Raw genomic sequence first — 13,469 nt, forward strand, 5'->3', positions numbered from 1 at the left:
AACCCCGGGGCTTGCGCGGCCGTGCTTCTACCGTTCTCACGCACGCTTAGCGTTGCCGGCGCATAATCGCAGCCCCGGCATCGTAGAGACCCCCCATGAGAATCACCATGAAAGCCCTGTTGAGCGCGCCTCTGCTGGCGCTTGCCGGCTGCGCTTCCCTGGGGTCGGCGCAAAACAATCCTGGCGTGGACCTGGCCGATGCCCAGGTGGCCGTGCGCACCGAGCCCAACGGCGATGTCATCGAGGAATACCGCGTGGCCAACCAGCTGCGCATGGTCAAAGTCACGCCTTCGCGAGGCGCGGCCTACTACCTGATGGACGAAAACGGCGACGGCCGCCTGGACCACAGCAAGGGTGCTGGCGAGAAAGACATCTCGCCGGTGTATTGGAAGCTCTACGGTTGGTGAGTGATTCCGGCATGCGGTCGGGGACGTAGCCCCGACCTACGTAGGTCGGGGCTACGTCCCCGACGCTCTGCAATTACCCCGCGCGTGACCGCTTCTCAGGGATCGCGCGTGACTTCGTACTGTTCGATGTCCTGCTGCTGCAACCGCGCCGCCTGCGGCGAAAGCGCGACCAGCGCCGAAGGCGGCGGCGCATTTTCGTTCCAGGTGCAGGGGTTGAAGGTCTGTCCGCCGGTTGCGGTGGGCAAGGCGCGCGCCACCGTCGCCGACAGCTGCAGTGAGTAGTCCGCAGCGGTGACGGTCACGCCGGACGGCAGATTCGTCAGACAGGTCTGCCCCGAGGCCTGACGACGGCCGAAAGCGATGGTGCCGCGCAGATTGCGGAACCAGTCGGCGCGGAACGGCTCCTGCGCGCATGCGCCGGTGGGCAGCATTCCCGCCAGCGAAGGCGCCTGCGCGGTGCTGTGGCAGCTCATGCAGGCCGAAGCGGGATTGTCCACCGGTCCGTTGAGGCGGCCGCCCACACCCAGGTGCGCCAATGCATAAGCCGGCGCCGCGGTATTGATCCAGGATTCGGTGATCGGCGCACCGTCGGGGTCGTTGCCCCACATCAGTCCGACCGGTGCCATCTTCTTCCACGGCGACGCGCCGGACTGCGAGGCATCGTAGGCATAAGTGGCGAAGTACCAGCCGGTGTCGCTGGCCCGTCGATCCTTGACCGCGATGTCGATCTGCATCAACCGCACCGGCACTGGAGCTGCGCCCGGATTGGGCAGAATGTCGACCTTGAGCGATCCAGCCAGCAGATCCTGGGGGAAAGCGCCCGGCGCGGCGGCGCTGTACAACAGCTTGAACACGAAACTGCCTTCGCTGAACTTCATTCCGCTGAGCTTGGGTTGATCGACACCCGGCGTGGTGGTCTTCCACAAACGCTGGAACACACGCCCGCCGCGCGCATCGTAATAGGCGACCGCGTAATTCTGGAAGGCGGCGGTATTGCCGCCGAGTTCGCCGACCCGCACGGTGCGTTCCAGGGTCATGCCATGGGCCGCTTCGCGCGTGCCGGGCGAATTGGTGGGCCCGTAGAACATGCGCGGTGCGGGGTACCACTTCTGGTTGCGCTGCGCCGCCGTCACCGTGCCGCCTGCGGCATCGCGATAATCGGCGTCGGCAGTCAGTTGCGGAGTCAGGCCACGCACGACTGCACTGCTGAACGCGTAATTGCGCAGCGCCAGCGCATAAGCCAGCCGTTCATCGGGATCGCGGGGATCGAAGGCGAGCCACGGGCGCGAACCGCTCGGCACGCCGGTAGAAGCCTGTTCCAGCAGATTCGGCTGGAACCAGGGCCCCGCATAGGCGCCGGGCAGCGTCGTCTTCGGCACGATGAAATCGGCGAACTTGCCGCGGCATTGCGCAACAAAGGTTCCGCTGGCCAAGGGTCTTCCGGTGCCGGTGACCGAAAGGCAGCGGGTGCCCGGCGCGCAACCGGTGGCCGCAGGCAGAAGCGCCGCGGACATCGAAGTTGCGTCGGCATCGCCGGCCAAAGCGGCCGGCTCTTGCGAACGCACGCGTGCGTCCTGCGTGCAGGTGACCAGCGCCAAAGGCGCCAGCAATGAAAACGAAAGTCGAGCGATGCGGATATCCACGGGCAATCTCCATTCCTGTCGCTGCGCTTGCGCGCGCATAGCCGTTGCTTCGGCGTCATCGCGACGCGCCCACCCCACGCCGTTAGTTCTTCCCAACGCAGCATCGCAACAGGGCCGGACACCTTGCGATGCGATGGCCCGAAGTCGCGTGCAACCGCGTTGGTACTGTTACGCAGCGTATTGCGCAACGTAAAAAATTCACATCGCACGATCTTTCCCCCGGGAGATCCCACGCAATGAAATACTCTGGTTTCGGCACCAGTCTTGCCCTGTTCCTATGTTGCATGCCGCCATTTACGGCCTTGGCCCAGGACGCGCCACGCGCGCAGCGCATCAGCACCAGCGAACTGCGCGAGCAGGTACGGCGGCGTCCGCAGGGCGTGGTGGTGCCTGTCGAAATCACCAAGCAGGGCGGCAAAGTGGTGCTGCAGACGGCCGATTCGGCGGTGGCGGTTTCCAATGCCGATGCGGTGGCCCAGCAGGTGCGGCAGATGCCGGTGCAGGCCGCCGTGATCGACGGCCCCGGCGATTCGGTGCAGTTGCAGAACGTGCAGCTGCAGGCCACCAAACGCTGGAACGATCTCGCACCGACACAGCGCGCCAAGTACCGCAATGTCGATGCCGCGCAACGGCGCATGAGCAACATCGCCGAGACCGCGCTCGGCGCCGATGCGACCGAAGCCGATCTGCTGCAGCTCAAGCGCAGCGCCGAAAACACCGAGCGGCAACTCGTGCAGGCCTACAAGGCGCTGGACGGCAGCCAGCGCGCCGAACAGCGCGAACTGGTGGAACAGCACGCGGAAGTCCGCCGTCTCAGCAAGTCGCTGTACGGACTGGACCACGACGACCGCTACCCGCCGCAGACCTATCAGCGCATCTACGCGAACTCGCGCGGCGCTTTCGCGCTCAGGGCGCGGCTGGAAGAAAAACCGCGCTGCAGCGCGGTGCTGATCGGCGAGAGGCTGGCATTGACCAACAATCACTGCATCCTCGAGGAGACTCCGGAGGAATTCGAAGCCGTTTTCGACTACGAGGACGATCTGGCCGGCAACCATCTCGCCAGGCAGGTATTCCCCGTGAGCGCGATCCGGTTGAGCGACGAGGACGAACGCGGGAACCTGGATTTCGTGCTGCTCGAACTCGGCGTCAACGCCGACGGCGTGCTACCGGGCGCGGCCTACCCGCCGCAATGCCTGTCGCTGGCGCAGGTGAAACGCGACGACCCGCTGTACGTCATCGGCTATCCGCTGGGAGAACCGCGCACGGTGCACGACAACAGCTTCGTGTACTTCCCGTTCCGGGTCACGCCGGACGAATACATCGCCATGAAACTGCTGGTCAGTGCGGAATTCGATTCCATCGAAGCCGAAGATCTGTCCTACCGTGAAGGAAAGCTCAAGGAATTCGTCGACAGCTACCAGCTGCGCGAAAGCGACGGCGCGCCCTATTACGAGTACATCAGCGTGCGCTTCGACCAGCAGCCGACCATCGGTGCCGACAGCGACACTTACCGCGGCAATTCCGGATCTCCGGTCTATCACCGGCGTTCGCATGCGGTGATCGGGTTGCTCTTCGACGGACAGGAAGATCTGTCCGAACCCTGGGCCGCCGGCTGGCGCGCGCACGAAGCGGTGCTGCCCATCACCAAGGTGGTCGAACGCCTGGACATCGCCGCGCCGGCCTGGCGCGAGGATCCGCGCGTCTGCGTACTGCCCGCCACTTGAGGACAACGTCATGCGTCTAGCGTTCCTGCTGTTCCTGTTGCTGATGGTCGCAGCGTGCAAACGCGATCAGCCCGCTGCCCCGGCAACGCCGGCTGCGACTGCGCCCGTAGCGACGCCGGTCGCCACGCCCGCTTACACCCAGGGTTACGTGGTGGAGCTTGCACCTGCGCAAACGCCTGCCGATCTGCGCACGGCCGCCGAAGCGGTGTTCGCCAACGTGGTCAGCATCGAACCCTTGTTTCCCGATGCGCCGGCGACCGACGACCCCGAAGGGCTGTCGCGCATCCACCGCCTGCGCGTGTCCGACCCGCCGCAGGGCAATCCCTGGGATTCGGCCAACGCCTTGCGCGAGCGCGGCGGTTTCCTTCAGGTGGAACCGGACAGCGAGGACACGCTGGTCGAAGCGCAGAAACGTTCTGCGGTAGCCGCCTGCCTGGGCGACAACGGCATCGCCGCCCCCACCAATCCGGCATGGTCGCTGGATGCGCAACACATGGCGGTCGAGGCGGCACGCAAGCTCACGCCGCCTGCCGGCGGCAAGACACTGGGCGAAGGCGTGCGAATCTGCCACCCGGACAGTGGCTGGACCGATCACGTCGATCTGGACTCCGGACGCATCGACCGCAGCTTCACCCTCAACCTGATGGAAGGCGGCAGCGACGCACGCGATCCGCTGGGTTATTCCGGCAATCCGGGCCACGGCACCAAGACCGGCAGCGTGCTGATCAGCGACGGCGGTTTCGACGCCAGCGGCAACACCACCGCGCCCGGCCGCATCGACGGCCTGGCGCCCAAGGCGACCTTGGTGCCCATCCGCACCTTCAACAGCGTGATCCGCGTGCTGGATTCCAACACCGCGCGGGCCGTGCGCCATGCGACCAAGGCGCAGTGCGACGTGATCTCGATGAGCCTGGGCGGGCGGGCGTTCTTCGGCCTGGAGCGCGCCATCAACGACGCCGTGCGCCGCGACATCATCGTGGTCAACGCCGCCGGCAACTGCATCGGCATGGTGGTGGCGCCGGCCAGTTACGACAACGCCATCGCGGTGGGCGCCACCAATGCCGACAACAAACCGTGGAAGGGTTCCTCGAAGGGACGCGCGGTCGATATCTCCGCACCGGGCGAAGACGTTTACGTGGCCGATGCGGTAGCCGGCGCCACCGGCATCGAGTCCAGCCCGGGCAACGGCACCTCGTTCGCCACCGCAGCGGTGGCCGGCGCGGCCGCCAGCTGGATCGCGTTCCATGGACGCGACCGCATCAAGGCCGCGCAGGGAAGCCTGACCCGGCGCGATCTGTTCGTGCAGGCGATGCAAGCCAGCGCGCGCGTGCCGCAGGGATGGGATGCGCAGCGCTATGGCGCCGGCATCCTCAATCTGGACAAGCTGCTGCGGCAACCGCTGGGATCGCCGCGCACGCAACTGCGCGCGCCGCCCAAGGACGACACCGTCAGCCTGATGTCGCGCACGCTGGACCGCGAGCCGGCCGATCTGCGCGCGGGATTGCAGCGCATGCTCGGCCAGCCCGCGGACCTGGAGGCGGAGCTCAAGCGTTTCGGTCCGGAGCTGCTGGATTTGGCGATGCGCGACCCGGAGGCGTTCCAGCGCGCGCTCGAGGCGCCGCAGCCCGGCCAACTGCAGGCGCCCAATACGGTGAAACCGAAAGCTTCGCGCGCGCTCGCTGCACGCATGCCGGGCACGCCATGAACGCAACGCGCATTCCATACGCAGTGTCGCGCACATTACTGACGCTGCTGACTTTGGCTTGCGCCTGCACGGCCTGCAGCGCGCCTGCGCCACCGGCAGGCGACGCCGACCGCACGGTTGCCGAACCTGCGCCCGCACCCGGCGCTCCGAGCGCCGATGCACCGGTTGCCGATACGCCTGCGGCCGCGATATCCGATGCAAAGGAGCCGGAAGCGGACTCGCCGCCAGCGGTGTCGCCGGAACCTGCCGCACCGCCCGCACCAATCGATTCGCCACCAGCGTCGCCAACACCCACGCTCCCCATCATCAAGGCACCGGTGAAACCCATGCCTACCCAGACCTCGCCCGGCACCGGCGGCAAGGCTGAGACGCCTGTGCACATCACCATCGACGCGCTTTCGCGCGGGAAAGGCGTTCCCGCCGAAACACGCGATGCCTTCAAGCAAATACGCGCGCTGCTGGAACGGCAGCAAGCGACCTCCGCCGTCGCCGCCGTGCGCTACCAACGCATCGGCCTCGAAGGCGAATCACGGCTTTGCGTGGAATTCCGCAATGCCAGCGACGCGCAGGCCGCGCTTACCGAGATCCGCAAGATCGCGGCCGGCACCGACCTGCTCAACGTCGTCGAAGCACCCTGCCCCTCCAACAAGGAATAGAACCCATGAGCGCACCCACTTCCCCCCTCGCGCGTCCGTTGCTGACGCTGGCCATGGCATTGGCGCTTGCAGGCTGCAAGCAGGACACGCCCACCGCCGGTCCCACGCCGCCGGCTGGACCCACTCCCACGCCCACACCCGCCGACAGCGACATCAAGCCAGCCACGGGCGCTGTCGCGGCGACCGACGAGAACATCGCCGCCGCGCAGAAATCCATCGAGGAGGCGGCCGACGCCGCGCGCAGGAAATGGATCGGCAAGACGTTCGAGGAATTCGAAGCGTCGGTCTACAAGGAGCCGGGCGAAGGCGGCAAGTACATCGTCAATGGCGACATCGCCATTCCCGACCGCAAGTTGCTGCAGGAATTCTTCGAGAAAATGCAGAAGGAAGCCGATGGCGTGGCCAACGGCAAGCTGACAGTGGCGCTGGCCGCCGCCAAGGGCGCCACCGGCGGCGTCGATATCTGGACCAGCGCCAAGAAGAAGCAGCTCACCTACTGCGTCAGCAACGCGTTCGGCACGCACAAGGCCGCGGTCATCGCCGACATGGAAGCGGCCGCGCGCGCCTGGGAAGAAGCGGCGCAGGTGGATTTCATCCATCTCCCTGCCCAGGACGGCGGCTGCAATGCGAGCAATCCGAATGTGCTGTTCGATGTGCGGCCAGTCGATGTGGGCGGCGAATATCTGGCGCGCGCGTTCTTCCCCAGCGATCAGCGCAGCGACCGCAACGTGCTGATCGACAATTCCTCCTTCGATCTGCCCGCCGACGAGCCGCTGCAGCTGGTCGGCATCCTGCGCCATGAATTGGGCCACACGCTCGGCCTGCGCCACGAACATACGCGCCCGGAGGCTGGCATCTGCTTCGAGGACGATCAGTTCGAGCCATTGACCGCCTACGACAAGTTCTCGGTCATGCATTATCCGCAATGCAACGGCGGCGGCGACTGGTCGCTGGTGCTCACCGGCCTGGACAAGGCGGGTTCGGCCTGCCTGTATGGAAAAGGCAGCAACAACCCGGAAAACCTGGCGCAGTGCGTCTATCACGCTCCCGAGGCGCCGGCGACAGGCACTACCGAGACGAAGGTGTTCGACAATCAATCCGTAGCCAAGAACGCCAAGAAGCAGTACGGACCGTTCGCGGTCAAACCCGGCTCGATCGCCCAAGTGAAGATGCAGGGAACCGGCGGCAATGCGGGCGATCCCGATCTGTACGTGCGCTATGTCGGGCCACCGGACACCTCAAGCTGGATCTGCCGCCCTTACCTGAGCCACGCCAACGAAACCTGCGAACTGGAAGTGCCGGCCAACCGCAACAAGATCTACGTGATGGTGCGTGGCTATGCGGCGGGCAATTACAAACTTGAGGTGACTTACATCAAACCGAACTGACGGCGTATCCGGGTCCTGGTCCGTTGCCGCAGCGGAGCCATGCGGCAACGGCAACGGCCGGTTGCGCGATCTAAAGCCTGTGCCACGAGAAGCCTTCTCCGCGCCGGTAATAAATGGCGACAGCACGTCCGTACAATTCGCCCACCGGCACCAGCCCGAAGAAGCGCCCATCGATGCTGTTGCCGCGCGCATCGCCCAGCATCAGCACCTGGCCATCGGGAACGGTCAACCCATGGATGTCCGGTCCGCCACCGTGCGACAGGTCGAGCATGGCGCGATGGTCGCGGAATATCTCGGTATCGGTAGCGCCGATCGCTTCCAGGGCGACGCCGTTGACGCTCAGCCTGCCGTCGATCAGTTCCACTTCGTCGCCCGCCACCGCAGCCACACGCTTGATCAGGCGCGTACCGTCCTGCGGCGAATCGAACACCGCGATGTCGCCGCGCTCGGGCTTGCCGGTGGCGATGAGCCGCACGTCGGTGAACGGCAGGCGCACGCCGTAGGCCCGCATGTCGACCGCCACGCGGTCGCCGATCTCCAGCGTATGCTCCATCGAGCCCGACGGCACGTAGTAGTGATTGGCGAACGAATCGCGCGCCGCCGCCAGCAACACCAGCATCAGTACGATCTGCGGCAGTTCGCTGCGCAACCAGCGCCACGCCCTTTCCGGCTTGTTCGAGGAGTCGGCCTGGGTCTGCATGCGTCGATAGCTCCGGTCGGTACGATCGCGAGTAACTCACGCATCCCGCCCTGCCGCATATGCCATGGGTCATGCGACCGGATTTTCCAGGTGCCGGCCGCCGATCCGGACAAGCCCGAACAAGGCGTCGCCTGCTTTTCTGTCGCGCATCGATTCAAAGCATGATTTCGATCTCGCGGAATTCATCCGCCTGCGGCAGGCCGTTCCCCGACCAGAATTGCTCCAGGCTGGCCCGCACCACATCCAGCCGGGTCGAAGCTCCGCGCTGCAGGGGGAAACGTTTCAGGTTCTCCGATTGCAGCTGCAGGATGCGTCTGTCCTGCTCGCTGACCTGCCGTAGGAACGGCCAAACCAGAAGACGTACGGCCCATGCGGGCGCCCAGCGGCCTTCGACGTGCAGCGTGGCGAACACGTCGGTCTCTTCGCTGGTCCGTGGAGTGAAATGCAAGGTGATGCGGACGATGCCGCCTTTGGCATAGCGATACTCGATTTGCGCACTGCCCGGGGCCGCGAAATGCGCACGCTCCAGCGTGCGTCGCGATTCGAAAAGGCGATACAGCAGCCCCGATTGCCGGTCCTGACCGGAATAGTCCACGCTGAATCCTTCGGCGGTTCCGCTGAAGCGAACCTTGGTGCGCGTTCTCTCCCCGTTGCGACGCACCAGTCCCGGGTGGATGGCATGGGTGTGCATGGGATCCAGAAAGTTTTCCGTCGCATCGACCACATGCGCCCGCCAGCGGGTCTGCCATAGGAAGCGGCGGTAGACGGGTTGCGAGCTGTTCACCAGTTCGCCTGGTCCGGCGGCACCGGTATCGGCGGGGCGCAGCCAGATCAGGCCATCGTGCTCCAGCAAGGGAAACGCGCGCGCGCGCACGCCCGGCAACGGCGATTCCGGCGGCATTCCAGGAACGGCTTGAAGCGCACCGTCGCTGCCAAACTCCCAGCCGTGGTAGGGGCAGGCGATACCCGTGGGTGTCCGGCAGCCGGCCGAAAGCGGAGCCTGCCGATGCGGGCACCGATCCTCCAGTGCAAGCAGTTGGCCCGTTTCCAGACGCGCAAGGACGATCGGCGAGCCAAGGACGGTGACGGCGATGGGCCGGCGCCGCAATTGGTCGCTGCGCGCGACCGCATACCAATAGGTGAAGAGCGAGGGATGCCAGGGCTTCATAGTTTGTACTTCGTCAGCAATGGAGCGCCTACGCGCCGTGTCGCCAAGGAGAGAATTCCGATCGCGTTGCGAAGCTTTCGCGGCAGGTGCCGTGCATAGACTGCGCTGTACTCGATAGCCGGCACGCCGCCGCGCAAACGTTTGAACTGGGCGGCGCCGGCGCTGAAGTTCAGGCGACCTCCCTTTTCCATCGTCGCCTCATACGCGCAAGCGGTCAGCAGTCGGTACAGGCCCAGCTGCCGTGGCAGCGAGGTGTCGTAACCCACGATGGGCGAGGTGAAAGTAGCGCCTTGCCGGAACAGACCGACCACGCACTGCAGAACACCCGATGCATCGCGGAACCCGTGGAACTCCAGCAGCCCGGCCTTGTGCCAGCAGCGCATGAATTCGGCGCTGTAGTGAGGATTGAAGCGGGAGTATTTTTCAATGTAGAGCAGCTCGTAGAGCCTGACGATGCGCGGGTAGTCGTCGTCGGCGATGCCGTCATCGCGTACGCGGTGCAAGCTGGTGCGTCCGAGCTGCTGAAGATCCCGTTTCAGATTGGCATGCCGGGCCGACAGCGCGGCCAGGTTCTCGTAAAGATAGACCTGACGGCTGACTACGAACTGGAAGCCAAGTTCGCCCAGGGCAGCGATCCAGTCGGCATTGTCGATGGTGTTCAGCGAGCGGAACCAGATCGCATGGTCGGGCCAGCGTTCGCGCGCGGCCCGGATCGTCGTTGCCAGCGGAACCGTCCGCAACGGCGGATAAAGATTGGTCGATAGCAGCCAGTTGTTGATGGCTGCGACGCGGTCGATGCCGGCGCCCGTCAGCCAATCGCCGAGTCCCTTGCTCAAGCCGCGGCTGCCACGGGCCATCCACGCGGGAAGATAGCGCTCGGCTTCCTCGGCTGCGCAATCGGCGTAAGTGGCCCGCGGCGAACACACCCAAGCATCGCCGGGCCCGCCATCGCTTAGGGTGACCGGCATGGTGATTTCGCCCGCCTGCAGCGTCTCGACCCTGGCGCTCAGGTTCGCCGCAAAGGTCTTCGGCGGTTCGCCGGCATGAATCCGCGCGAAAGCACGGGCACGTTCGGAGAAATCATGGTCCGTGGCGGACGCGCTCATGTCTGCGAGAGGCATTCGCCATCCCATTCGATATCCCGTGTCGCCGCTTCCCGGAGATTGCAGCCTTGCCGGATAGCCAGCCGCGAGTAGGAGCACAGATCCAGCAAGGCTCCCGCAAGAGGCAGCCGGTCACCCGGCGCTGTAACCACGTCCCTGGCGCGCCGATAGTCGTGTCGCCAGCGCTGCAGGGTCGAATTGGCCGTTGCCTGATACAGACCCGCCGAGAGCATGAGAGCGGCGATCATGGCGGGCTGCTCGTTGTGCGGCTCCACGCACTGGCCGATCTCGCCGGCCAGTGCCGCCGGCAGCCCATCGTGCTCGGAGAACAGATGCAAACCGCTGGTAGCCCGCGGGTTGCATTCGATCACGGTCGCTTCGCCGTCTTCGCCCTGAATCCAGTCGAAGGAGATCTGCCCGGTGAAATTCATCTTGCGCACGAATGCGGAAACGAAACTCCGGATCTTCCCGGAGGGATACGGGTCGAAGTAGAAGCTGGAACTGCGCTGTATCCGGTAGCCGGGCCGATAGACCGCGTGGGCCAGTAGCCGACCACGATCGGCGACTCCGTAGGAACACAGCTCGATACCGGCGTGATACCGCTGCGCCACCCAGGCGCCGGCGATGCCCAGTTCCGGGGCTCGCATCGGCAAACCCTCAGGATAGAGGCGCACATGCACGCCGAAACGCGAGTACTCGGGCTTCAGCACGACAGGTTCGGCACCCGCCCATGCGCGGGCTTCCGCCAATGAAGCGACCCGGCAGCTCGCCGGCACGCGGACGCCGCAGCCTTGTGCGGCTGCGACGAAATGCCACTTGCTATGCAGTGTGCGCAGCGTGCCGAAGTCGTCGGCAAGCACGCGTACGTTCGCCGGCAACAGGTCGCGATATCGCGAAAGATAGAAAACTTCCTCGCATGTCGGCACGATCAGATCTATCCCGTACCTTCTTATCGCAGCGCAGATGCCCTCCACGAAAGCCATCGGCGCATAGCGCGGGGAGGCCAACGACAAAGTCGCAACCACCGAACGCGACCAACCCGAGAGCCGGCAAGGGATACTGTCGGCCAGGCACACCTTCCAGCCTTGGCTTTCGAAACGACGGGCATGATCCAGCGCCACTGGTGCCCTGCCGCCCAGAATGAGCACGCTAGGCATCGGTCCGGCTCCTTGCGGGTCGCCATTCACGACAATGCGAGGGGACTATCCGCACTTCTGGCGCCTCTTTGCCAAGCGCATTCAATTTGGCCAGCGTATCGCGGTAGCTGCGCGTATCGCCCAGCCAGCTTGTCACTAGCGCTGGCGGTGGAATGAAGTCGCGGATGGCCTGGCTGGACCAACTGGCGTCGGCGATCAGGAATACCGGACCGCTGGCGTCCTCGAACAACAGGCCATAGTGGCCGGCGGCATGGCCAGGCAAGGCGATAAGCAACAGGCTGCGATCGCCGAACAGATCGTAGCCCGATCCGAACCGCTCGAATGGACCGGACAAAGCGACCGCGGGCCGATCTTCGAACCACTGCAACCGCGCCTGTGCGTGCGCATCAAGCAGCCCTGGCAGCAGTCCCATGCTGAGCGCGCCGACACGGCTGCGGCTTTGCATGTCCTTCCAGGCCTCGTGCGAAAGCGCGATTTTAGAATACGGAAAATCGGCGAGCCCGCCGACATGATCGCCATGCAGATGGGAAACCACGACCCATGCGACAGCGGATGCGGGAATGCCATCGTGCTCGAGCTGCAACGACAACGCCGCGCCATCGTGCAGGCGCACCGGCGTCACCATCCGGTACAGCCGCTCCGGGAATCGTTCGGTGGCATGGAAGAAGTGCCGGGAGTAGCCGGTATCGAACAGGACGATCCCGTGCCCGGGATGCCGCAGCACCGATACCAGCGCGGGGAATTCGCATGCGCGGAGCGATCCGCCGGCCTTGGTCGCCCGTTCGGGGTGGGTGCAGTACCCGGCTTCATAGAGACGCCATTCAAGTGCCGGCATGCTGTTTCCACCATCGCGCGTAACGCTCGATTCCCTGATCGATGGAGATCGCCGGTGCGTAGCCGAGTTCGCGCCGGGCCAGCGAGATATCCAGCGTCTGCGAATAGCCGAGCACGCCTACGCCGTAACGGGTCAGCCGCGGTTCGGGACGTCCGGGGCGTGCGCGTGCGATGCGTTCCGCAATGCCTGCCATGGCCACCGCGACCCGACGCGGTACTGGGACCAGACGGACTTCGCGGCCCATGGCGGCGAACAATTTGGCGATCAGTTCGACGACCCGGATGGGGTCGCCATTGGTGACGTTGTAGGCGCGTCCATCGGCAACGACATCGGCCTCCAGGCATTGGGCTACGAGTCGCGACAGGTTGCCGACATAGGTCACGTCGATGACTGCCCCACCGCTGTGTATCAACGGGAACCAGCCCCGGTCGGCGATCGCCATCAGCCGGGGCAGGATGGCCTGGTCGCGCTCGCCGAAGACCGCGCGCGGCCTCAGCACCAGCGCTTCCAGCCCATTGGCGGCGGCGGAGCGGACGCAGAGTTCAGACTCCCATTTGCTGCGCGCGTAGTCGGTGATCCATCGCCGCGGCGGTTCGAATCGTTCGTCGATCCCATATTGATCCGCAAAGCGGAAATGGATGCTGGGCGAACCCATGTGGATGAAACGGCGCACGCCAGCGCGCTGGCTCGCTTCCAGGATTCGACGTGTAGCGAGTACGTTGGCGCGCGAGAAGCTGTCCGCTGCGCCCCAGGGAGAAGACAATGCGGCGCAATGGACGACCGCGTCGCATGCCTCCGCCAACGGCTCGAGCGGATCGGTAGACAGGTCGGCGGCAGCCAGCTGCGCTGCCGTACCTTGCAGCAATCGCAGCCGCTCCAGGCAACGTCCATTGGCGATGACCTGGTGCCCCGATGCTGCCAGATGAGCGGCAACATGACTGCCGATGAAGCCGGAAGCGCCAGTGACGAGGATGCGCGCCATG

At 65.3% G+C, this 13,469-nt stretch carries 12 protein-coding genes; 5 read left to right on the plus strand and 7 right to left on the minus strand.

Features of this window, described 5'->3' with window-relative positions; genetic code table 11:
• The first annotated feature begins 107 nt into the window (after positions 1-107).
• Entirely contained in the window at positions 108-407 is a 300-nt protein-coding gene (locus tag BLR66_RS15090) for a DUF2782 domain-containing protein (protein WP_093288850.1), read from the plus strand.
• 95 nt (positions 408-502) lie between these two features.
• Here BLR66_RS15090 and BLR66_RS15095 read toward each other — a convergent pair whose 3' ends face one another.
• Positions 503-2,050, minus strand: coding sequence for a hypothetical protein (locus BLR66_RS15095; RefSeq protein ID WP_143014665.1), 1,548 nt, complete (start codon positions 2,048-2,050; stop codon positions 503-505).
• 236 nt (positions 2,051-2,286) lie between these two features.
• On the opposite strand from BLR66_RS15095, the gene BLR66_RS15100 reads away from it, so the two are divergent.
• Genes BLR66_RS15100 through BLR66_RS15115 form a run of 4 tightly spaced genes read left to right on the plus strand, consistent with a single transcriptional unit; the run spans position 2,287 to position 7,523 of the window.
• A complete protein-coding gene (locus BLR66_RS15100) occupies positions 2,287-3,774 on the plus strand; it encodes a trypsin-like serine peptidase (protein WP_176943905.1) in 1,488 nt (495 codons plus the stop codon).
• A 10-nt stretch (positions 3,775-3,784) separates the two neighbouring features.
• A complete protein-coding gene (locus BLR66_RS15105; protein WP_093288858.1) occupies positions 3,785-5,479 on the plus strand; it encodes a S8 family peptidase in 1,695 nt (564 codons plus the stop codon).
• Complete coding sequence (locus BLR66_RS19015; protein WP_143014666.1) at positions 5,476-6,135, plus strand: hypothetical protein; 660 nt, start codon at positions 5,476-5,478, stop codon at positions 6,133-6,135. Before BLR66_RS15105 ends, BLR66_RS19015 begins: the two co-directional genes overlap by 4 nt.
• Before the next feature lie 5 nt (positions 6,136-6,140).
• Positions 6,141-7,523: a matrixin family metalloprotease gene (locus BLR66_RS15115; protein WP_093288864.1), complete on the plus strand. Its 1,383-nt coding sequence runs from the start codon at positions 6,141-6,143 to the stop codon at positions 7,521-7,523.
• Positions 7,524-7,593: 70 nt separating this feature from the next.
• Here BLR66_RS15115 and lepB read toward each other — a convergent pair whose 3' ends face one another.
• The 6 genes from lepB to BLR66_RS15145 all read right to left on the minus strand — a co-directional run bounded on the left by lepB (position 7,594) and on the right by BLR66_RS15145 (position 13,468).
• Positions 7,594-8,223, minus strand: a complete 630-nt coding sequence (gene lepB / locus BLR66_RS15120) for a signal peptidase I (RefSeq protein ID WP_093288867.1) — start codon at positions 8,221-8,223, stop codon at positions 7,594-7,596.
• A gap of 154 nt (positions 8,224-8,377) precedes the next feature.
• Positions 8,378-9,391 carry an aromatic ring-hydroxylating oxygenase subunit alpha gene (locus BLR66_RS15125; RefSeq protein ID WP_093288870.1) on the minus strand — a complete coding sequence of 338 codons (1,014 nt, stop codon included), beginning with the start codon at positions 9,389-9,391 and terminating at the stop codon, positions 8,378-8,380.
• Positions 9,388-10,512 carry a GNAT family N-acetyltransferase gene (locus tag BLR66_RS15130; RefSeq protein WP_255402661.1) on the minus strand — a complete coding sequence of 375 codons (1,125 nt, stop codon included), beginning with the start codon at positions 10,510-10,512 and terminating at the stop codon, positions 9,388-9,390. The genes BLR66_RS15125 and BLR66_RS15130 overlap by 4 nt, the downstream gene beginning before the upstream one ends.
• Complete coding sequence (locus tag BLR66_RS15135) at positions 10,494-11,651, minus strand: ATP-grasp domain-containing protein (protein WP_093288876.1); 1,158 nt, start codon at positions 11,649-11,651, stop codon at positions 10,494-10,496. The genes BLR66_RS15130 and BLR66_RS15135 overlap by 19 nt, the downstream gene beginning before the upstream one ends.
• Positions 11,644-12,486: an MBL fold metallo-hydrolase gene (locus BLR66_RS15140; protein ID WP_093288879.1), complete on the minus strand. Its 843-nt coding sequence runs from the start codon at positions 12,484-12,486 to the stop codon at positions 11,644-11,646. Before BLR66_RS15140 ends, BLR66_RS15135 begins: the two co-directional genes overlap by 8 nt.
• Positions 12,473-13,468, minus strand: a complete 996-nt coding sequence (locus tag BLR66_RS15145) for an NAD-dependent epimerase/dehydratase family protein (protein WP_093288882.1) — start codon at positions 13,466-13,468, stop codon at positions 12,473-12,475. The genes BLR66_RS15140 and BLR66_RS15145 overlap by 14 nt, the downstream gene beginning before the upstream one ends.
• Between the last annotated feature and the right edge of the window lies 1 nt (position 13,469).

Origin of the sequence: Pseudoxanthomonas sp. CF125 (assembly GCF_900104085.1) — a bacterium.
In the GTDB taxonomy this organism is placed as follows: Bacteria; Pseudomonadota; Gammaproteobacteria; order Xanthomonadales; family Xanthomonadaceae; genus Pseudoxanthomonas_A.